Origin of the sequence: Ktedonobacter robiniae (genome assembly GCF_016587375.1) — a bacterium.
In the GTDB taxonomy this organism is placed as follows: Bacteria; Chloroflexota; Ktedonobacteria; order Ktedonobacterales; family Ktedonobacteraceae; genus Ktedonobacter; species Ktedonobacter robiniae.
In genome coordinates this window covers 524059-541370 of the sequence record NZ_BNJG01000003.1, presented here as the reverse complement: position 1 = coordinate 541370, position 17312 = coordinate 524059, and the positions used below count along the sequence as shown (strand labels likewise).

24 protein-coding genes are annotated in these 17312 nt (G+C 53.3%); 6 read left to right on the top strand and 18 right to left on the bottom strand.

Annotated elements, in window-relative coordinates:
• Positions 1 to 22: 22 nt before the first annotated feature.
• Positions 23 to 1129 carry a LacI family DNA-binding transcriptional regulator gene (locus tag JMJ04_RS34965; protein WP_268887415.1) on the bottom strand — a complete coding sequence of 369 codons (1107 nt, stop codon included), beginning with the start codon at positions 1127 to 1129 and terminating at the stop codon, positions 23 to 25.
• 365 nt (positions 1130 to 1494) lie between these two features.
• On the opposite strand from JMJ04_RS34965, the gene JMJ04_RS34960 reads away from it, so the two are divergent.
• The gene (locus JMJ04_RS34960) at positions 1495 to 1866 is read left to right on the top strand and encodes a VOC family protein (RefSeq protein ID WP_201374998.1); all 372 of its coding nucleotides are present in this window, start codon (positions 1495 to 1497) and stop codon (positions 1864 to 1866) included.
• 91 nt (positions 1867 to 1957) lie between these two features.
• Here the strand turns inward: JMJ04_RS34960 and JMJ04_RS34955 are convergent, their stop codons facing one another.
• The 6 genes from JMJ04_RS34955 to JMJ04_RS34930 form a co-directional block, all read right to left on the bottom strand.
• Entirely contained in the window at positions 1958 to 2521 is a 564-nt protein-coding gene (locus JMJ04_RS34955) for a GNAT family N-acetyltransferase (protein WP_201374997.1), read from the bottom strand.
• A 30-nt stretch (positions 2522 to 2551) separates the two neighbouring features.
• Positions 2552 to 3151, bottom strand: coding sequence for a P-loop nucleotide/nucleoside kinase family protein (locus tag JMJ04_RS34950; protein ID WP_201374996.1), 600 nt, complete (start codon positions 3149 to 3151; stop codon positions 2552 to 2554).
• Positions 3152 to 3325: 174 nt separating this feature from the next.
• Positions 3326 to 4156, bottom strand: a complete 831-nt coding sequence (locus JMJ04_RS34945) for a CHRD domain-containing protein (protein ID WP_201374995.1) — start codon at positions 4154 to 4156, stop codon at positions 3326 to 3328.
• Positions 4157 to 4388: 232 nt separating this feature from the next.
• The gene (locus JMJ04_RS47405) at positions 4389 to 4544 is read right to left on the bottom strand and encodes a response regulator transcription factor (protein ID WP_420799563.1); all 156 of its coding nucleotides are present in this window, start codon (positions 4542 to 4544) and stop codon (positions 4389 to 4391) included.
• Between the two features lie 26 nt (positions 4545 to 4570).
• Positions 4571 to 5104, bottom strand: a complete 534-nt coding sequence (locus tag JMJ04_RS34935; protein WP_201374994.1) for a response regulator — start codon at positions 5102 to 5104, stop codon at positions 4571 to 4573.
• A gap of 42 nt (positions 5105 to 5146) precedes the next feature.
• Positions 5147 to 5572: a sensor histidine kinase gene (locus JMJ04_RS34930; protein ID WP_201374993.1), complete on the bottom strand. Its 426-nt coding sequence runs from the start codon at positions 5570 to 5572 to the stop codon at positions 5147 to 5149.
• Between the two features lie 14 nt (positions 5573 to 5586).
• Between JMJ04_RS34930 and JMJ04_RS34925 the strand changes: the two genes are divergently transcribed.
• The 4 genes from JMJ04_RS34925 to JMJ04_RS34910 all read left to right on the top strand — a co-directional run bounded on the left by JMJ04_RS34925 (position 5587) and on the right by JMJ04_RS34910 (position 8518).
• Positions 5587 to 6990, top strand: coding sequence for a nitrilase-related carbon-nitrogen hydrolase (locus tag JMJ04_RS34925; protein WP_201374992.1), 1404 nt, complete (start codon positions 5587 to 5589; stop codon positions 6988 to 6990).
• An 83-nt stretch (positions 6991 to 7073) separates the two neighbouring features.
• Positions 7074 to 7253 (top strand): hypothetical protein, encoded by a 180-nt coding sequence (locus tag JMJ04_RS34920; protein ID WP_201374991.1) that lies wholly within the window; start codon positions 7074 to 7076, stop codon positions 7251 to 7253.
• A 2-nt stretch (positions 7254 to 7255) separates the two neighbouring features.
• Positions 7256 to 7969, top strand: coding sequence for a DUF4097 family beta strand repeat-containing protein (locus JMJ04_RS34915; protein WP_201374990.1), 714 nt, complete (start codon positions 7256 to 7258; stop codon positions 7967 to 7969).
• Positions 7970 to 8044: 75 nt separating this feature from the next.
• Positions 8045 to 8518 (top strand): cupin domain-containing protein, encoded by a 474-nt coding sequence (locus tag JMJ04_RS34910; RefSeq protein WP_201374989.1) that lies wholly within the window; start codon positions 8045 to 8047, stop codon positions 8516 to 8518.
• An 82-nt stretch (positions 8519 to 8600) separates the two neighbouring features.
• On the opposite strand, the gene JMJ04_RS34905 is transcribed toward JMJ04_RS34910, so the two are convergent.
• The 7 genes from JMJ04_RS34905 to JMJ04_RS34875 form a co-directional block, all read right to left on the bottom strand.
• Positions 8601 to 9794 carry a S1C family serine protease gene (locus tag JMJ04_RS34905; protein WP_201374988.1) on the bottom strand — a complete coding sequence of 398 codons (1194 nt, stop codon included), beginning with the start codon at positions 9792 to 9794 and terminating at the stop codon, positions 8601 to 8603.
• Between the two features lie 199 nt (positions 9795 to 9993).
• Positions 9994 to 10218: a hypothetical protein gene (locus JMJ04_RS34900; protein WP_201374987.1), complete on the bottom strand. Its 225-nt coding sequence runs from the start codon at positions 10216 to 10218 to the stop codon at positions 9994 to 9996.
• 181 nt (positions 10219 to 10399) lie between these two features.
• Positions 10400 to 11065 (bottom strand): phosphoribosyltransferase, encoded by a 666-nt coding sequence (locus JMJ04_RS34895; protein ID WP_201374986.1) that lies wholly within the window; start codon positions 11063 to 11065, stop codon positions 10400 to 10402.
• 117 nt (positions 11066 to 11182) lie between these two features.
• Positions 11183 to 11872: a dienelactone hydrolase family protein gene (locus JMJ04_RS34890; RefSeq protein WP_201374985.1), complete on the bottom strand. Its 690-nt coding sequence runs from the start codon at positions 11870 to 11872 to the stop codon at positions 11183 to 11185.
• Positions 11873 to 12006: 134 nt separating this feature from the next.
• Positions 12007 to 12156 (bottom strand): hypothetical protein, encoded by a 150-nt coding sequence (locus JMJ04_RS34885; RefSeq protein WP_201374984.1) that lies wholly within the window; start codon positions 12154 to 12156, stop codon positions 12007 to 12009.
• Positions 12157 to 12244: 88 nt separating this feature from the next.
• Complete coding sequence (locus tag JMJ04_RS34880) at positions 12245 to 13333, bottom strand: DJ-1/PfpI/YhbO family deglycase/protease (protein ID WP_201374983.1); 1089 nt, start codon at positions 13331 to 13333, stop codon at positions 12245 to 12247.
• A 77-nt stretch (positions 13334 to 13410) separates the two neighbouring features.
• Positions 13411 to 13692, bottom strand: coding sequence for a DUF2795 domain-containing protein (locus JMJ04_RS34875; protein WP_201374982.1), 282 nt, complete (start codon positions 13690 to 13692; stop codon positions 13411 to 13413).
• 249 nt (positions 13693 to 13941) lie between these two features.
• Between JMJ04_RS34875 and JMJ04_RS34870 the strand changes: the two genes are divergently transcribed.
• Complete coding sequence (locus tag JMJ04_RS34870) at positions 13942 to 14367, top strand: PleD family two-component system response regulator (protein WP_201374981.1); 426 nt, start codon at positions 13942 to 13944, stop codon at positions 14365 to 14367.
• 113 nt (positions 14368 to 14480) lie between these two features.
• Here JMJ04_RS34870 and JMJ04_RS34865 read toward each other — a convergent pair whose 3' ends face one another.
• The 4 genes from JMJ04_RS34865 to JMJ04_RS34850 form a co-directional block, all read right to left on the bottom strand.
• Positions 14481 to 15095 carry a metallophosphoesterase family protein gene (locus JMJ04_RS34865; RefSeq protein WP_201374980.1) on the bottom strand — a complete coding sequence of 205 codons (615 nt, stop codon included), beginning with the start codon at positions 15093 to 15095 and terminating at the stop codon, positions 14481 to 14483.
• Positions 15096 to 15174: 79 nt separating this feature from the next.
• Positions 15175 to 15651, bottom strand: coding sequence for a phosphatidate cytidylyltransferase (locus tag JMJ04_RS34860; RefSeq protein WP_338001078.1), 477 nt, complete (start codon positions 15649 to 15651; stop codon positions 15175 to 15177).
• 41 nt (positions 15652 to 15692) lie between these two features.
• Positions 15693 to 16076, bottom strand: a complete 384-nt coding sequence (locus tag JMJ04_RS34855; RefSeq protein ID WP_201374978.1) for a hypothetical protein — start codon at positions 16074 to 16076, stop codon at positions 15693 to 15695.
• Positions 16077 to 16273: 197 nt separating this feature from the next.
• Entirely contained in the window at positions 16274 to 17221 is a 948-nt protein-coding gene (locus JMJ04_RS34850; protein WP_201374977.1) for a S1C family serine protease, read from the bottom strand.
• Positions 17222 to 17312: the final 91 nt, after the last annotated feature.

Genomic DNA, 17312 nt, shown 5'->3' with positions numbered 1-17312 from the left:
CATGTAGTGTTGCTTTCGCCCGCTAGCTTTGTAGGTGGGGAGCCGCTGTAGAGCTACGAACGACAACCCTGGGCGGTAGCAATGTGGTTGTTGCGGAGAGGGCTTGAGTGCCCAGGAGTACCTCGAAGGCTTGATGTCCAAGCTCGGTTATGGGTTGGGCGACGGTCGTCAGGGGTGGCGAGACCATTTTTGCCATTTGAATGTCATCGTAGCCGATAAGCGATATCTGGTCCGGTACACTGATGCCCTTTTCGTGGAAATATTGGAGCGCTCCTATAGCTAGCTGGTCGGTGGCCGCGAAGATAGCCGTGGGAAGCTCCTGTGGGCCCTTCTGAGTGAGCATGCGTTGCGCCAGCTCGTAGCCTGCCTCGACGCCGAAACCCTCGCTAAAGACGAGGTGATCATCGAATTTGATCTGGTGGGCCTCCAGGGCTTTGGCGAAGCCACGCAGGCGCTCAAGCGACGAGCGTAGGGTTAGTGGTTCCAGGAAAATGGCAATGTCGCGGTGTCCCAGCTCGATCAGGTGCTCGGTCGCCAGGTAGCTGCCCAGGTAGTGGTCGGTCGCGATGACGGGATAGGGCACATTGGGAATGACGCGGTCGATAAAGACGACGCGCACCTGTGATTGATGCAGGGTGTTGAAAAACTCCTGTCCCATGGCCTCAGATGTGGCAACGATCAGGCCGTCCAGGCGCTGGCGCAGGAAGAGCTCCAGCTGTTTCTCCTCGCGCTCGGCAATGTTATCGGTGCTGCATATGAGGACGGCATAGTTGTGGGCCAGGGCCTGGTCCTCGACAGCGCGCGCCAGGGCGGCATAAAAGGGGTTGGTAATGTCGGGAACAAGCAAGCCCACGCTAAAGGTCTGGTGTTTTTTCAACGCACTGGCGATCAGGCTGGGGCGATACTGAAGTTCCTCGATGGCGGCACGAATCCGCTGGCTGGTCTCTGGAGAGATGCGGCCAGTTCCATTTAAGACTTTCGAGACGGTGGCGGCAGAGACGCCAGCTCGTTTAGCCACGTCATAAATTGTCACCTTTGGCATGGCAAGCCTCTTTCGAGCCTCTTTAATATATGACCTATAAGGGTAATCGGTTTCGCTGCATATAAGTATAACATTGTCCCTGAACACTGTAAATATCTAAGCTTCAACGCTCGCTTGTTACTGAGGATATGCTTGAATGCGCATAAAGAAACCGATTACCCTTATAGAGAAAGCGCACGAGCAGGCCAGGATAGGCATGTTCTCCATAAACAAGAGATTGCGCCCAACCGTGGTGGGGCAATGTGCATTGATAGATGGGTTTGTCCGATGAACACTGTCTTTTCGTCTTCGCACAAGAGAGGGCGGTGGACTGAACTCCTCCTGGTAAGTGAGCAAGATACGAGAAGTTTTCCAAAGCCTGATTAAGGTATACTGAATCCGATCAGGGATATAATCCCGGTTGGTAGACTTCTAAACGGCTACTGACAAGCAACAGTAAGGATAGAGGAAACATGTTCACGAAAATCGGAACTATCACTATAGGTGTCAGCGATCAGGACAAAGCTCTTGATTTTTATGTTCACAAGCTCGGCTTTGAAAAGGTAGATGACCAGCCGATGAGCGAAACTGAGCGCTGGCTTGAAATTGCCCTTCCTGGCACACAGACCCATATCATGCTGGGTCTGCGCGGTCAGAGTGGCGGCAACGCAACGGGTATGACTGGCTTCGTCCTGCATGCCGACAATATAGAAGAAACTTGCGCCACTCTTAAGGCTCGTGGGGTTACTCTTACCCAGGAACTTACCACTCAACCCTGGGGCAAATGGGCTCAATTCGCTGACCTCGATAACAACGAATTTGGTATCTGGGCACCTGCCTGGTAAATTTCCTCTCTCTAAAAACCAGCCTTCTAGCATAGAAGGCTGGTTTTTAGAGATTTTCTCCATCAGACGCACGTTTTTCAACCAGTGTATGTTATTGATTGCCCTGGTTCTGGGCGAGATAGGGATTGTCGAGAATGCCGACGACGTTATAGGACTCGGTGGGGTGGTCGATGAAGCGCATACCGTTGCGCCGGGCAACGTTAAGCGAGTGCGTGTTCTCGCGGTGAATCACGCTGGTGATGCGTGTGAGTTTGAGCTTTTTGAAGCCGTGCTCAAGTAACTTCTGGCATGCCTCGTGGGTGATGCCCTGGCCCCAGTAGTCCCGCGATTGTCCATAGAATAGTTCGATCTCTGGTTGGCTGTACGTGGGGTACTCCAGCAGATAAAATTGAAGGCCAGCCCAGCCCACAAAGGCCTTGTTCTCTTTAAGCGTAACCGCCCACATACCGAAGCCCTGGATCCCGAACTCACCGACACGCTTTTCTAACTGCTCGCGTATTTCTTCCAGTGTTTTTGGTCGCTTGCTACCATCTGGTAGGAGTACATGCCCATCGAACTCATAGACGTCTGGATGCTGCCTGATCTCATATTGGGCTTGTGCGTCCCCAAGCTGGATGGGGCGTAGCAGCAGGCGGGGCGTCTCAAGAATCGTCATTCTGGTGAACCTTTCCAGTTGCTCATTTTGCTAGAGCCGTTGACGTATCCACTGAGCGATCTCTTCGCTTGTCTCTTGAAGCGGTTGGTGGCTATTATCATAGAGGGTCATGGGTGGATTGGTCGTATTCGTGTGCTCTTTGAGCCAACGGTTAAATTGTATCATCTGCTCGACAACATCGCTTGAACTTGATTTACGCCATAGTGGCCGACGCTTCAAACGCTCTTCTAGCAAGGTGTCATCACAAACTATGGCGAGATAGTAGAGCGTCGAGAAGTAGCGACGTTCAGGTTGTGTCTCAAAATGTTCAGGGAGCGCGGTTCCACAGAGAACGACGGGACGACCGGCCTGGCCAACGTTTTTCGCGATCCGTAACCATGTCTCGTGATAGCCCTCAGGATTATGGCCCCAAAGAATATCTGATTCCATGACAACGCATTCATGCAGGCGTGAAACCAGTTCCAGGCAGACCGTCGTTTTCCCTGCGCCGCTGGGACCTGTGATGATGAACAACGGTTGCTGTAGAAATGGATGCGCATAGTGGCAAAATGGGCAGACAGCGTAGGGTCCAGAGGGATCGACTGTTTTCTCAACCGAATATTCGCCACACTGTGGACAAACGTTAAACACAGAGAATCTCCTTGAGAGCGTCTATACTTATTTCTATGCAAACAAGCGTACAGCGCATATAATATCATACATTGGTAAGAGGCGCGCTGTGCCCTGGCAGCCGCAGGCTGCCAGGGCACAGCACAAAAATAAGATGAGAGGTGCAGGCATCGGCCTGCACCTCTCATATGCTCTTTATCCTCGCACGATATTGCCACAGGAGATGGGATTGTATCCTGTCTGAGTTGAGAGGTCGGTTGAGTCGTGGACGTGGATGTACCAGCCGTAGGCAGGGATGGTGTCGATGTTGTTAAAGCTTGCCGTGACCTGGGCGGTACCCTGGGCGCTGGCGGTCACAACAGGGAAGGCGTGGACGACCGGACCAGAGCGATAGCAGCTACCCGAATGGATGTGTGCGGCATGGGTGCTGCCGGGGGCGAGGCCCTGGAGCGCCAGAGTGACGGTAAGAACGCGGTCTTTTAGCGCCAGGGTCGCTGATCCACTGACGGCCTCGTTGGGATCGTTGGTTGGACCCATCGCGACATCCGCGCGTGCTTTGGAGAACTTAATGTCACCACAGGTAATGGCTACTTTTTGCATCGCGCTCCCGAGGGTCGGCCCATTATGGACGTTGAGTGCTAAGGCCGTCGTGGGTATACTAAAGCCACTGATGGTGGTGTCCAGGTAGGCCAGGCCGTGTTTATCGGCAGTGATGTTAGGAAGCGAATAGAGGATGGCGCCCTCCTGGCTTTGTTCGCAGGTGCCGCTGTGGATATGCGCCGGGTGTACGCTATTGGGCGCCAGTCCATTCAGCGTGACAATCGCATGAAGTCCATTGTTACGTAGGGCGAAGTAGGCCATCCCGCGTGGATCGTGGCTCAGACTGGCCTTCGCGTTGAGTTGTACAGGTAACTTACTCAACTGGCTGTGTGTATGTGCTGAGACGCTTAACGTTTGTCCGCTCGCCAGGAGTAGAGCGAGAGACAGCGCAAAGAGGCACACCTTGCGCGTGAGATGTTGGATCACAGAGTCCTCCTTTTAGTACTCACGCAGACCTCCCTTTAAAGGGCATCTGCCATCTGCATTATACATTCTCGTTCTCCGTTCTCCACCTCCATTCCAGCTTGTACTCAGCAGGCAGGTGCTGGCACTTCCATTATAGGCGGACTCTCATTACATATTATTGAGTTTAAAGAGTGTAATGGTGCTTTTGTGCTTGAGTAATGTAGAAGAGGCTATAGCTGTTGAGAGTGAGAAGCTATAGGAGTTCATGCTCGCGTGCATAGAGCACCGCCTGGGTGCGGTCGCGCAGTCCAAGGCGGCTAAATAGGTTTGCCAGATGATTCTTGACAGTTCCTTCGCTGATGACTAGGCGTTCAGCCACCTCTCGATTCGTTGCACCTGTGGCGACCAGGCGCAGAATCTCTTGCTCGCGCCTCGTTAGTCGCGCTTCAGTAACGCTGCCTGTTCGTGCTGGGATGGAATAGGTGTTGGCACTTGTTCATGTTGTCTTATGTCAGGCGTACCAGTTGGTGCGACGATACGCTCAATCACTGCCGCATCAAGCTGGTAGACGCCTCTGGAGGCCGCGAAGATGGCCTGTGCCAGGTCGGCAACGGGCATATCTTTGAGCAAATAACCACGTGCACCCGTACGTAAGGCGTCTCTGACATAGGCGTCATCATCAAAGGTGGTTAGCATAAGGATGCAGCAGGTAGGTAGCTGCTTGAGAATCTGGGCAGTGGCTGCGACGCCATCCATGCTGGGCATACGGATATCCATTAAGATGACGTCGGGATGCAGTGCGAGGGCCTGTTCTAGCGCTTCCTGCCCATTCCCCGCGGCCCCTACTATTGTCAGTCCGGCCTGGACACGTAACAGGGAGACAATCCCGTCGCGCACCAGTTGCTGGTCATCAACTACGAGCACGCGGACTTCGTCCCGTTCTCCCTTTTCTGACTCTCCAATATTCATATACTCAACATTCCTTCTAATTTGTTTTATTTTCGTCTTTATCTATATTTCTTTTGAGACAAGGGGCTTTTCGGCACTAAGGTTTCTCGTTACCTGCCTAGGCACAAGCGCTAGCAGTTGCGTTCCCTGCCCTGGAGAGCTATCAAGACGCAAGCTGCCGTTGACCAGTGAAAGGCGTTCCAGCATGCCCTGCAAACCATAGCTTTTCATATGACCTGAATCTTGCTTCTGCATGGAAGAGGTATTAAACCCAATGCCATCATCGTCCAGGCATAGGCGTGCCTCTTGAGCACCGAAATCGAGATGGATATGTACATGGCTGGCTTGGGCGTGGCGCTGGATATTCGTGCAGCCTTCCTGGGCTACGCGATACAGCGTCGTTAGCGCTTGCCTGGAAAAGGCCCGTTCATCTCCTGTGTGGACAAAGTCAACCGCCAGGTCGTTCTTGCGTAGTTGCTCTACCAGCAAGGTGACCTCTCGTTATGGCCTGGTTTTACCCCCTCTGTTTATTGCGCTTTACTCGTGGACAGCGTCCTCTGATCGGCTTTCTATGCACAACACTCCTTATTGCTATCGCAGCAGTGATCTGGCTTGGCCTGTCACATGTTGCTTTGAATATCTCCTTGATAATAGTTGTCACACTTGCGTCTCTCGTTATGGCGCTTCCTTTCCTGGTAGATTGTCTCCTGGCAAGACGGTGGCAATCCTGGATGAGTACCTTGCTTCTCCCCCTAGGTTTTACCGCCGTAGCGTATTTGCGAGGACTCGTTGATCCTTTTGGAGATGTAGGTTCGCTTGCATATACTCAATACGGCAATCTGCCTTTGTTGCAAGTGCTCTCCATAACAGGCACAAGTGGTATTGTTTTTGTGATGGCCTGGTTTGCCTCGATCTGTAATTGGATGTGGGAGCAGCATTTTTCTTGGAAGAGAATTCGTGCGGGAGCCTTGCTCTATAGCGGAATTTTGGCCCTGATATTCATTGGTGGTAGTATACGCCTTCTCCTGCCCTCTCAGGCTCCAACAGTGCGCGTGGCAAGCCTGGGTGTTCCGCAATCGCTCATAAGCCAGGTACTACCCACACTCTCTGCATTCAATTTGGGCAAAACGACACAAGTAAATCTAAATGCTATGCACACTGGAAGCTTTACACTTACCAATGACCTGCTTTCACGTACCCGACGCGAAGCGAGCGCGGGGGCAAAGATTGTGGCCTGGCCCGAGTGTGGAACTTTCGTCTTACAAATGGATGAGTCCGAATTGCTTACACGAGCCAGCGCAGTTGCACGGCAGTCTGGAATTTACCTGAATATGGGAGTATGTGTATTTGACAAGCAAATTCTACCCAAAGTGCGAGACGAGGCAATTTTGATCGATCCTCATGGGAACATGGTCTGGCGTTATGAGAAAGCACATCCTGTTGAGGGAATGGAGGACGTTATTCAGGGTGATGGTAAAGTACCAGTCGTTTCGACACAGTATGGTCGCCTGGCAAATGTCATTTGTTTCGACGAAGATTTTCCCGCACTACTTCAACAGACAGGACAAGCTCGGACAGATATTCTTCTTGCTCCTTCCAACGATTGGAAGGAAATTGATCCCTGGCACACACATGCGGCAACCTATCGAGCCATCGAAAATGGTTTCTCACTGGTACGCCAGACAAATAATGGACTCTCGCTAGCAGTTGACGATAAAGGGCGTACACTGGCTTCGGTTGATTACTTCAGTACAGATGATCAAACGATGGTGGCCTTTGTGCCAGTACGAGGGGAGCAGACTATTTATGCCCACATCGGCGATACATTTGCCTGGCTCTGCATTGCTGGCTTGCTTGCTCTAAGCCTTGCCATGCTCATTCGTCGTCAAAAAGCCTCCTCCATTTAGGGGAGAAGAAGTTCTTTGGAGCGTTCATAAGTAGCTTTCCATAGTTTAAGGAGAGAGATATATGCAGCCTGAGCAGCAATTTTATGACCCAAGAAATAGCAGTGCTGAGCCTCGTGCGCAACTCGATTATGAACCTCGTGCGTTTAATGCTGAACCAGCATGAGGAGAAAATAGATCTGTATGGCTATGCAGGCCAGCAACAAATTCTCAGCGTCAACCGCAACGTTTACGTAGGCGTCGCCCAAGGTATCTGGGGTTACTGATTTTGCTAGTCTTTTTGCTTGCTGTGGGTGGGCTGATCAACAGGCAATTATCTGCAGCAAGCATCAGCAGCCCTTTGCCCGCGCATACATTCGCACTTACGGGAAGAAGTAGCCTGCATGTCAAGAACACGCATGGCTATGTGCATATCCATCAAGGTTCAACTAACGCCATTGTCGTGGCAGCGACAAAGCACACGCCTAATCCTGGCGCTTTTCTCGATAACTTGCAGGTCGATTATGCTCAGAATGGCAATGCAAGCACAGTGCAGGTCGAAGGGAGCAGTGCTTCATTCCTCTTCGATTCAGCCAGCATTGACCTCGATATTACTGTTCCCAGCGCAAGTGATCTCGATATATATGATGCATCTGGCCCAATTATAGTCGAGGATGTTAATGGGCAGATCAGAGCTGAGACGGGTAGTGGTGATGTTACACTCCAGAATGTGCTGCTACAGGGAGCTAGCGTTTTGCATACAGGAAGTGGTGATATACATTTTAATGGTCGGTTCGTGGCCGGCGGGAACTATAAGTTAGAGAGTGGAAGCGGGAACATTGACCTACGCTTACCTTCTGACTCAGCGCTTCTGCTTTCCACTCATACTACTTCGGGTCGTAATATTCAAAACGACTTCAATACTGACAGCATCGGCACGAGTCCCCAGGCACTCATCTCGATCAGCACAGGAAGCGGCGCGATTCACGTCTATAAGCAGTAGCCAGGAGTTTTCAGCCTGCTATAGACCTTGCTGTAATGTACAATAAGCTCAAAAGAGTCCTAATAAGGAGGAGATATGAGCAGAGAGGAAGGCGTTCAGCCAGGGCCGGAGCAGCAGGCAACCGTGCGTGTGATTAAACCGTCGCAGTTTGACGCAAATACGCCGCAGACGCCGGGGATGGAGCGGGTCGCTGCTGTCTCGCGTGAGCTTGCCGGATCACAGGGCATCTGGGCTGGTATCACGGTTGTGCAGCCCCAGGTTGCCAGCGGTGTACACCATCATGGCGAGTTGGAGACGGTTATCTACGTGGTCTCGGGCCACAGCCAGGTGCGCTGGGGCGAGGGGATGCAATACAGCGAGGAGGTAGAGCCGGGCGATTTTATCTATATCCCGCCCTTTGTGCCGCACCAGGAGATCAATCCCTCTCCAGACACGCCTTCGCGCTGGGTAATTATCCGCACTGGGCAGGAACCAATTGTGGTTAACCTGGAACCAGAGGCAAGTGCGTCCAAAATCGAGGAAAACAAGGCAACCCATCCGCATCTCTAGACCCAAGTAGCCGCGAACGCCAGTAGCAGGTTCACCGCCCGCTACTGGCGTTCGCGGCTACTCTGGGGAGACTTTCAGTATCTCAGGTGGTAGGGATTTGTAGCTCGCCCAGGGCGACGAGAGCCGTTGCCCGGTTGTTGTCTCGGACGTATCTTACTGTCACTTTGTCGCCGGGTTTTTTGGTCAGCAGATAGTGGCTAACATCTTCGTTTTGCTCGACGGAGACGTTATCGATCTGAGTGATGACATCCCCTGGTTGAATGCCTGCTTGTTCGGCGGCCCCACCTGCTTGCACCTCTGCAACCAGTAGACCCTTTGTGACAGAGAGGTTGCGTTGTTGCGCGATAAAGGGAGTAAGTGGGAGGGCTGTAATGCCCAGGGCTGCGCGCCCGGAGTTGGTGACGCGTCCGTCTTTGATGATCTGCGGAACGATAAACTTGACGCGATTGGCAGGAATAGCAAAGCCAACGCCGGAGGCGGGGGTCTTAAACTCGGGATCAATTGCCGCCAGCGTGGGTACGCCAACCACGTTACCATTCATATCAACCAGGGCGCCGCCGCTATTGCCTGGATTGATTGCCGCGTCAGTCTGGATCGTATCGGGGAGAACGGCGCCGCCACTGCCCTCGGAGACTATGCGATTGAGGGCGCTGACAATGCCGCTGGTGACAGTCTGGGTGATGCCGAGAGGATTGCCGATAGCCATGACGGTCTCGCCAACGTAGACCCTTGAGGAATCCCCGAGGGTCGCGATCGGCATATTGCGGGTGGGCTTGATCTGGAGCACGGCCAGGTCATCGGTGGGATCGGTGCCTCTAATTTGTGCTGGAAGGTGTTCTCCGCTGGCGAGTTGCACCTCAACGTTCTGCCCATTTTCGACGACGTGATTGTTGGTCACGACATACCCGCGCCTATCGATGATGATGCCAGAGCCAAGCGAGCCACCGCTACTGGTCTTCACATTAATCTGAACAATCGTGGGCTTGACGCTGTCCGCGACCTTCCTGCGTATCTGATCGATCTGGATATTGGCGCCCTGCTGAGTGGGAGTGGCCTGGGGATTAGCTGGATTGAGGACGCCCAGTGGCCTCTGACTTAGCAGGAGTGCTGCGAGAACACAGACAAGGAAGACGCCCGCCAGGACGCCCGCGAAGAACGGCCAGTTGCGTCTGCGGTCGTGATGTTCTGGAATAGGCTGCCCGTAGTCCGCTGGACGCGTAGGTTCTGTAGGCTGTTCGTGATCAGGTGTTTCATCTGAATGATTGCTGCCGCTCATGCGCTTGCCCTTTGCTGAATATGTAGATCTGAGAGTTTTTTGTGTAGAGTTTTTTGCTGTTGCTACCATTCTACCGGCTTGCCAGGGCAAATATATGTGCATAACAGAATGTATTGTTGCCTGGTCTCTCGCACCTGCGGCGCTCGCCCTGGCAGCCCGTGGCTGCCAGGGCGCACTATTTCACTTACGGCAAATCTCCCTACCTGGAGGGGCGCATCTGGTCCAAGAGCTCTCGGGCGCGTTGCGCCTGCTTGTTGCAGTCTTGCTGAACATCCCTAAAGAATTGGGTCAGGTCCTGGTTCCCGCTCTGCTGTGCGTCCTTGGCGTAGGCCTCGCAGGTCTGTGCAGACTGCAGCGAGTGGTACAGACAGCTAATCAAGTCGTACTGCACGTTGTCGGTATTGGTTGCCTGATTCTCTTGCATGCGTACTCCTCTTTCTTTCTTTCTATCGTTGTATCCTGTCCATGGCAAAGGAAGACACGATAGGCGACATAGCTCTGCAAAAGTGGCATGTCATCCAATAGTGTCTGCTTGCTAGCAGAAACACGATTAGCCGCGAACCTTCGTTGACTCAGCTAGGAGGAAGAGCGCCTCTGCATGCATTTCAGGTTGCATGCTCACGGAGTTCCTGGCGATTAAGCGCGAGCAGTTCCCGTACTTGCTCATCGGAGGTCTGGGCGAAGTCCTGGTACCAATAGCCAACGCCGTAGAATGGCTCGGGCGTCTGAGCACAGATGAGGCGATCAACCTCGCTTTGTAGCAAGAAGCAGGTGGGCATAGCCGCGACTGGTACGGCCACCGCCAGGTGAGCTGCGTGCTGATGCTTGATAGCTTGAATGGCTGCACGCATGCTGGCGCCTGTCGCCAGACCATCATCCACCAGAAGAATGGTTCTGTCCGCAAATATGGGTGGTGGTGCGTTGGCGCGATAGAGGCGTTCGCGTCGCTCAAGTTCTCGCTGCTCGCGCCTGGTCGCCTCCTCAATGACTGGTCCAGGTATACGTAAGTGTTCGACGACATCCTCATTCAGGACACGAATACCACCACTGGCTATGGCTCCCATGGCCAGCTCTTCCTGTCCAGGGACGCCGAGTTTGCGGACCAGGAAGACATCGAGCGGTAACTGGAGCTGGTGCGCTATTTCAAAGGCCACTGGTACTCCACCACGAGGAAGAGCCAGGACCAGGGTCTGAGGCTGATTGGCGTAAGCTGTCAGTAGCGTGGCTAGCTGCCTCCCGGCGTCATTGCGATCACGATAAATGTAGCTCATGCGTACCTCTCCTCTAAGTTGCCTCCTTTAGTGTAGTGGCTTACGTGCTACGCATTCTTCTTTGTGAGACGAGTATATCCGATAATGGACCATGAGGCGAATTCCCTATCTGGATCGCTAGTGTGTCGTATCTGTTGCTTGAGAAGCGAGGTGGCGTGTAAACCATTGGCCAGCCAGAGTAGCGACTTGTTCCAGTGTGCCAGGCTCTTCGAACAGGTGGGTCGCGCCCGCGACGATTTCGAGGCATTTCTCAACGTGAAGGTGTGCGTAGGCCTCCTCGTTCAGACGGATAACGATTTCATCACGCGAGCCGACGATGAGCAGGGTTGGTGCCTGAACCTGCTCTAACATGTTCCCGGCGAGATCTGGCCTACCCCCACGTGAGACCACGGCAGCGACCAGGCGGGGTTGTTGCGCGGCAGCGACCAGAGCCGCAGCTGCCCCTGTGCTCGCGCCAAAGTAGCCGAGCTTGAGATGTGCCACCTCGGGCTGTGTGAAGAGCCACTGTGTCGCACCAAGCACGCGCTCACTCAGGAGGGCTATATTGAAGCGCAGGTGTGAGTGTACCTGGTCGAGGATCTCTTCTTGCTCGGTAAGTAGATCGAGGAGGAGGGTCGCAATGCCAATATTGTGCAGGCAGCGTGCCACAAATTGATTGCGTGGACTGAAGCGCCCACTTCCACTGCCGTGTACAAAGACAACAATGCCCGCTGGCTCAGGTGGAACACGTAGATTACCAGCCAGGGTGAGATTTTCGTTGATTGGGATGAAGCAGGTGTCCTCGTTCCAATTTGGGAGGGTTTGCATGATCTGCCTCGATTATCTTCTTGCATGCAGAGGAGTTGTATTAAAACAACACGTAGCAAGCAGAGAAAAGGTTTCCTGTGAGGATATAGTATGGAACGGCCTACCGCCTTTTCACACCGTATCCTATATTTCTCTTAAATATATTCTTCTTTTTCTTGCGGGTGCTCTTCTTTGGCTGGCTGGGAAGGAGATGCAGCCAGGGAAGAGCGGGCGAATAACACCACTAGTATGGCAAGTACAATAAAAAAGACGATCACAAGCAGATAGGAGAGTACAGTTTCCATATTGCGCTGATCCTTTCTTGAAGTGCAGGTGTCTAGACACCTGCACTTCAAGCGTAAAAATGTATAGTAGACGTGTATGCCAATAGCACTATGGTCTTGCCTGCTTCCTGGTACTCTCTATGGTTGCTCCCAGCAGGCGCTGTTGCAGGGCATTGACCAGGTTTTGCTCAGACCTCGCGAGTGAGACCTCCATATGGTCAAGGATGGCGACCGTGATGGGATCGGTCAGGGTTGAACTCATCTGGTAAACGTTAGTGATTCGTGCTTGTAGGTGGTTGAGCACATGTAGCAGGACGGCCTGGCTATCGTGTATGTTGTGCCAGTCCTGCCTGGCCTCACGGGCGCCATCCTGGTTGGCTGGTTGAAGATTGCCACCCAGGTCGTGCAAGCGCCGGGTCAGAAGCTGCATATGTTGCCTGGCTTCATCCCCTAGATCCTGGTAGATGGTCTGTAGCCCTTTGTCACCGACTTTTTGCCCATGTTGCAGGCACATATCCGCCGCATACTGCTCATCCTGGAAGGCGTGTTCAATGGCTTCGGTGATCTGACCTTTGCTGTTGCCACCCCAGTACTCGGCGACCTGCCACCAGGGAACTTCGACATTATTGATATCGTACAACTTCTTGCCCTCTATCTCCAGACCCAGGCGTTGTAACAATGCTGTCGCGAAAATGGGAAGATCACCTGGTCGACGTGCGGTAAGTAGATTGCCATCCTCTACCAGGGGCGCGTCAATGTAGGTTGCTCCCGCGTTTTGTATATCTTTGCGAATCGCGCGAAAGCCGGTTGCGTTCTTGCCGCGTAGTAGATCTCCCTCGATCAAAACCTGTGGCCCATGACAGATGGCGGCGACCAACCTCCCCTGTTGCAACGCGTCGCGTACCAGGTGGACCGTGCGCAGATTGGTACGCATGGTATCAGGTGCCATGCCACCTGGTATACAGATGGCGTCGAATGACCTGGCCAGTACCTCAGCAGTGCTGGCATCCGCGTTAATCGAAATTCTACCTTGCTTCCCTGCATAGGGGACCTGGCCACGAGAGCCCAGTATCTTAACATCCGCGCCCGCCTGTTGGAGCGCGTTGTACGGGATGAGAAATTCGCTGTCCTCAAAAGCGCTCTCGACCAGGATCGCGACGCGCTTTGTTGGCTGCTGACCTGGAAGATGTTGTTCCATATGACTTCTTTCTCTCTCTATCCCGCCTCGCTGATGCAAGGTCGTGAACTGCTACCTTTCAGGAAGTGAAGGGAAGGTTAGATTTGTTCTCCTTTACCACCCTGAGGAATGTTGCCGTTATAGTTGGTTGAGCGGACGTGAAGATCGGTATGGACCTCTGCCTCTGAACCACGTTCCAACCCTAGGTCACGCAACACGTCTGCTGGAGTATCAAACTTACGTTCGGGAAGCTCTACAAGCTTATCGCTAATCTGTTGCTCTACCCCATATTGTTTGGCGTAGGTCACCAGGTTGGCTTTCGTCGTAGGGTATTGCACTCCATTCAGAAACTTCTCCAGGCGTGCATATGGTTCCGTCATAAGTAGGCTGCTCCTCTCAAAATTTTATAGCTTCTGTTAGCTAGCACGTTGACCCGGCCTGAGAAGATACAGGCTCTTCTGTATAGGGAAAAAGATATAAGTGAGACTCTTCTGTTCGCTGATGCGTATTAGAATGGAGCATCATTATACCTTTTTACAGCAGCCGGCTCTTGATGTGAATTTTTGCACCTGTGACATTCAAGAAGAGCCTGGTTTTTATCTATTACAAAAAGTAAAGGACGTACTTTTATGAAGAAGATTCTGGTGGTGGGGCATCACACCTTTGCGAATGAGGTGTCTGGCCTGCAAGTCACGTGGAGAGGCGAGCACTACCATTTCATCTATATTTCTTCTGGCGAAGTGGCATTGGATGTGGCGAGAGAGCTGAAGCCTGATGTCTTCTTACTCAATTATGCTCTTTCCGATATGAATGGGATTGAACTCTATGATCGTTTACATGCGCAGTCGGAACTAGCCGATGTCCCGGCCCTCCTCTCCTGTGTCCAGGTTTTTGATGAGTCCCTGGCTGAGGCGGCAAGCAGGCGCCACCTCTATATACTGAAACAGCATGTGGATCTCCTGGCTTTGTTCCGCCTGTTCGAGATGGCTCTCTCTGAGCGCAAGACATCGACGGCCAAGCGCCAGGTGGTTTTGCAGGGCGTGCGTGCGAGTTAGCGTTCTAACGCTTATCATCGGTATATCGATACGTTGTAGGATCTAAGCTGGCTTGAACTGTTCTCACGGGGATAAGACTATGCCAGCCTGGACCCTACAATCTTCTTTCATGCTTAGGGGAGGGGAATAATCTCTGGCTTGATGGCTCCCTCATCAATGGTAAGTATGCCAACAGTGGGGAGGCGTAGCGGGCGGTGCAGGGAACGCTGGAGATAGAGGCGCCGCCAGGGGAGACGGGTCATCGTCAGGCGTGCGCGAACGTTTTCCGGCGATGGTTGATAGACCGCCCCTGGATTAAAGAGCAGCACTCCTTCGTGTGTGCCTACATAGGGATGGTGGAAGTGCCCAAAGACGATAGCATCTACCTTGTCGAAAGAGAGCACGACCTGCTGTTGAAAGCCGCCCCAGGCGTGATCTTTGACGCTCAACGTATTGTAGAAAAGGCTGGGGGCCTCCTGCCAGCGAGGGCGGCGCCCATGCAGCAGGCCAATGCGCATTCCACCACACTCGACCACCGTCCTCTCTTGTAGTTTGAGTTGGTCATGATCACCCTTGATCGCGACGACAGGCGCGATAGCACGTAGCTCCTCCAACACCACCTCACCGGTGATATCGCCCGCGTGCAGGATCATATCTACTCCCTGAAATACTTGCCCAACAGCCTTAGGCAGGGAAGGCAGAAATTCCGGCACGTGGGTATCCGCGATAACCCCAATCCTGTAAGCCATATCCAGTGTTTCCCCTTTTCGTGGCAGCGACTTCTCGCCACCATATGCTTGCCCAGTTTTTTGTCAAAGGGCGTGATAATTAACCGATGATAAGCATGAATGTATAGACGATAATTACCCCAAAGAGGATGCTATCGCAGCGGTCGAGTATGCCTCCATGGCCGGGCATGATGGTGCCGCTATCCTTAGCGTGTGCCTCGCGTTTGATAAGGGATTCGCTGAGATCACCCGCCAGGGAGCAGGGGCCGAGAATAATTCCCAGGAGTAGACAGAGATACCAGGGCAAGTGGAGGAGCAGGCTACCAATCAGTAGGCAGGTAACGGTCGCAAAGATGGTTCCTCCGATTAGCCCTTCAATATTTTTCCCCGGACTGATGCGTGGCAGCAAGGGATGGACGCGTATGCCAAAGGCCTTGCCAATGTGGAATGCGCCCGTATCAGTGCTCCAGGCGCCCAGCAGGGCCAGGCAAAGCCACCACACCCCTGGAGGAATATAATTCCACATATCCGCCGTTAGCGGCCAGGGAGGAAGCGTGGCCCCGCGTAGGTGCAACATACAGCTAAGTGGCCATCCCTGATAGAGTGCCAGGCCTAGTGTCAGCCCCAATCGTTCAGTGGGCGTTGCTCTGGTGCACGCATGAAGAACAGGGGGAACGAGAGCAGCAGCGCGAGGCCCGCCCCTATAGAGAGGAGCATGAGGCGTTGCTGGGGAAACATCGCGCTAGCGAGCAGGAACAGCGCCAGCGCAAAGCTAAACCAGAGTACGGGCCGATGGCTCGCCTGTAACATCAAGCTCCTAAGTTCCATAGTCATCATGCAGAGCACGAATGTGAGGAGGGCGAAGAGGAACCAGCCGCCCAGCCAGACAAAGAGCAGCACAATAGGCAAGGCCACCGCGATGGTTGCGGCCCGCCTCCCTTGCGAAGATTGTTTTGCTGAGGATGATGGCATTTCCGGCGCGAGGTCCTTCTCTCCTGTCATATGAGTGCGTCCCCCTGTGCAATAAATACACTATGTGCTTTTAGTACGCCCTTCAAGCCTGAAGCGTTTCTAAATTTACATGAATAATGGGGTAGGATTGGCAGCAGATAGCTGCCAATCCTACCCCATTATTCATGTAAATTTTTACCTGTCTCTCCATATGTACACAGCCGTAATAAAAGGCTGAAGCCGCGAGGCTAGTGGATATACTGGTCCATTACCTCTTTGACCTTGTTGGAGGGAATGGCGAAGCCCATGCCGTTGGCAGGCGTATTGAATTCGGGATTGATGGCCGTCAGTGTGGGGATGCCAACCAGGTTCCCCTGCATATCAACCAGGGCGCCGCCGCTATTGCCCGGATTGATGGGGGCATCCGTCTGTATCGCGCTGTGCAGGGTGACGCCATGCCCCTCGGAGATCGTGCGTCCAACCGCGCTGATGATGCCGCTAGTGACAGTTTTGCTGATGCCCAGCGGACTACCGATGGCGAGCACATCCTGTCCCACCTGAAGTCCGGAGGAGTCACCCAGGGTCGCGGGTGTAAGTGGCGTGGACGTAGTGACTTTGATGATCGCCAGGTCATAATCGGCATTGGCTCCCACCAACTGGCCGGCTGTTTGGTGTCCATTGGGCAACTGAACGCGAATGCTCTGGGCGTTGCTGATCACGTGATTGTTGGTGACGATATAGCCTCGCTGATCGACGATGACGCCGGAACCAACAGAGTTGCTGGTCTCCTGCTGTGAGTTGATCTGCACCATCGAGGGCTGAATGCGGCTGACTACCTTGAGACGGGCCTCGCTCATAGAGGTAACTGCGATAGGCTGTACAGATGGGATTCCGGTGCCGACGCTGTTGCGACCAAAGGTCCAGCCAGCCCCAAAGAGCATTGCCCCAAAGGCGGTTGCGCACAGCAGGGTCAGGAGTATGGAGCGTAGAACGCGGTCATTGTGAGGTTGTGGTGGGGATGGACGCGCTCCCACGGTAGGTGCGTTGTAATACTCTTGATTATAAGCCTGCCAGGGCTGGTATACCTGCCGAGGCGACCAGTTATCTGCTGGCCGGTAGCTTGGTGTCGGCTCAGTTATTTTTGTGCGTTCAAGTTCCCCATGATGGCTATCATCATGGGCATTAGGATCATACATAGCTCTACCCTTTCTTGAGAGCCACGGGTGGGCACTTTGATCACAAGTCCAAGCTGGCTTGGACCCTACAGACTTATCCCGGCGAGCGGGA

Bases quoted from the DNA above. Each gene is read 5' to 3' on its own strand.
- JMJ04_RS34960 (WP_201374998.1), top strand. From the start codon at position 1,495: ATGTTCACGAAAATCGGAACTATCACTATAGGTGTCAGCGATCAGGAC.
- JMJ04_RS34955 (WP_201374997.1), bottom strand. From the start codon at position 2,521: ATGACGATTCTTGAGACGCCCCGCCTGCTGCTACGCCCCATCCAGCTT.
- JMJ04_RS34935 (WP_201374994.1), bottom strand. From the start codon at position 5,104: ATGAATATTGGAGAGTCAGAAAAGGGAGAACGGGACGAAGTCCGCGTG.
- JMJ04_RS34925 (WP_201374992.1), top strand. From the start codon at position 5,587: ATGGCCTGGTTTTACCCCCTCTGTTTATTGCGCTTTACTCGTGGACAG.
- JMJ04_RS34920 (WP_201374991.1), top strand. From the start codon at position 7,074: ATGACCCAAGAAATAGCAGTGCTGAGCCTCGTGCGCAACTCGATTATG.
- JMJ04_RS34910 (WP_201374989.1), top strand. From the start codon at position 8,045: ATGAGCAGAGAGGAAGGCGTTCAGCCAGGGCCGGAGCAGCAGGCAACC.
- JMJ04_RS34905 (WP_201374988.1), bottom strand. From the start codon at position 9,794: ATGAGCGGCAGCAATCATTCAGATGAAACACCTGATCACGAACAGCCT.
- JMJ04_RS34900 (WP_201374987.1), bottom strand. From the start codon at position 10,218: ATGCAAGAGAATCAGGCAACCAATACCGACAACGTGCAGTACGACTTG.
- JMJ04_RS34895 (WP_201374986.1), bottom strand. From the start codon at position 11,065: ATGAGCTACATTTATCGTGATCGCAATGACGCCGGGAGGCAGCTAGCC.
- JMJ04_RS34890 (WP_201374985.1), bottom strand. From the start codon at position 11,872: ATGCAAACCCTCCCAAATTGGAACGAGGACACCTGCTTCATCCCAATC.
- JMJ04_RS34885 (WP_201374984.1), bottom strand. From the start codon at position 12,156: ATGGAAACTGTACTCTCCTATCTGCTTGTGATCGTCTTTTTTATTGTA.
- JMJ04_RS34880 (WP_201374983.1), bottom strand. From the start codon at position 13,333: ATGGAACAACATCTTCCAGGTCAGCAGCCAACAAAGCGCGTCGCGATC.
- JMJ04_RS34875 (WP_201374982.1), bottom strand. From the start codon at position 13,692: ATGACGGAACCATATGCACGCCTGGAGAAGTTTCTGAATGGAGTGCAA.
- JMJ04_RS34870 (WP_201374981.1), top strand. From the start codon at position 13,942: ATGAAGAAGATTCTGGTGGTGGGGCATCACACCTTTGCGAATGAGGTG.
- JMJ04_RS34865 (WP_201374980.1), bottom strand. From the start codon at position 15,095: ATGGCTTACAGGATTGGGGTTATCGCGGATACCCACGTGCCGGAATTT.
- JMJ04_RS34860 (WP_338001078.1), bottom strand. From the start codon at position 15,651: ATGTTGCACCTACGCGGGGCCACGCTTCCTCCCTGGCCGCTAACGGCG.
- JMJ04_RS34855 (WP_201374978.1), bottom strand. From the start codon at position 16,076: ATGACAGGAGAGAAGGACCTCGCGCCGGAAATGCCATCATCCTCAGCA.
- JMJ04_RS34850 (WP_201374977.1), bottom strand. From the start codon at position 17,221: ATGTATGATCCTAATGCCCATGATGATAGCCATCATGGGGAACTTGAA.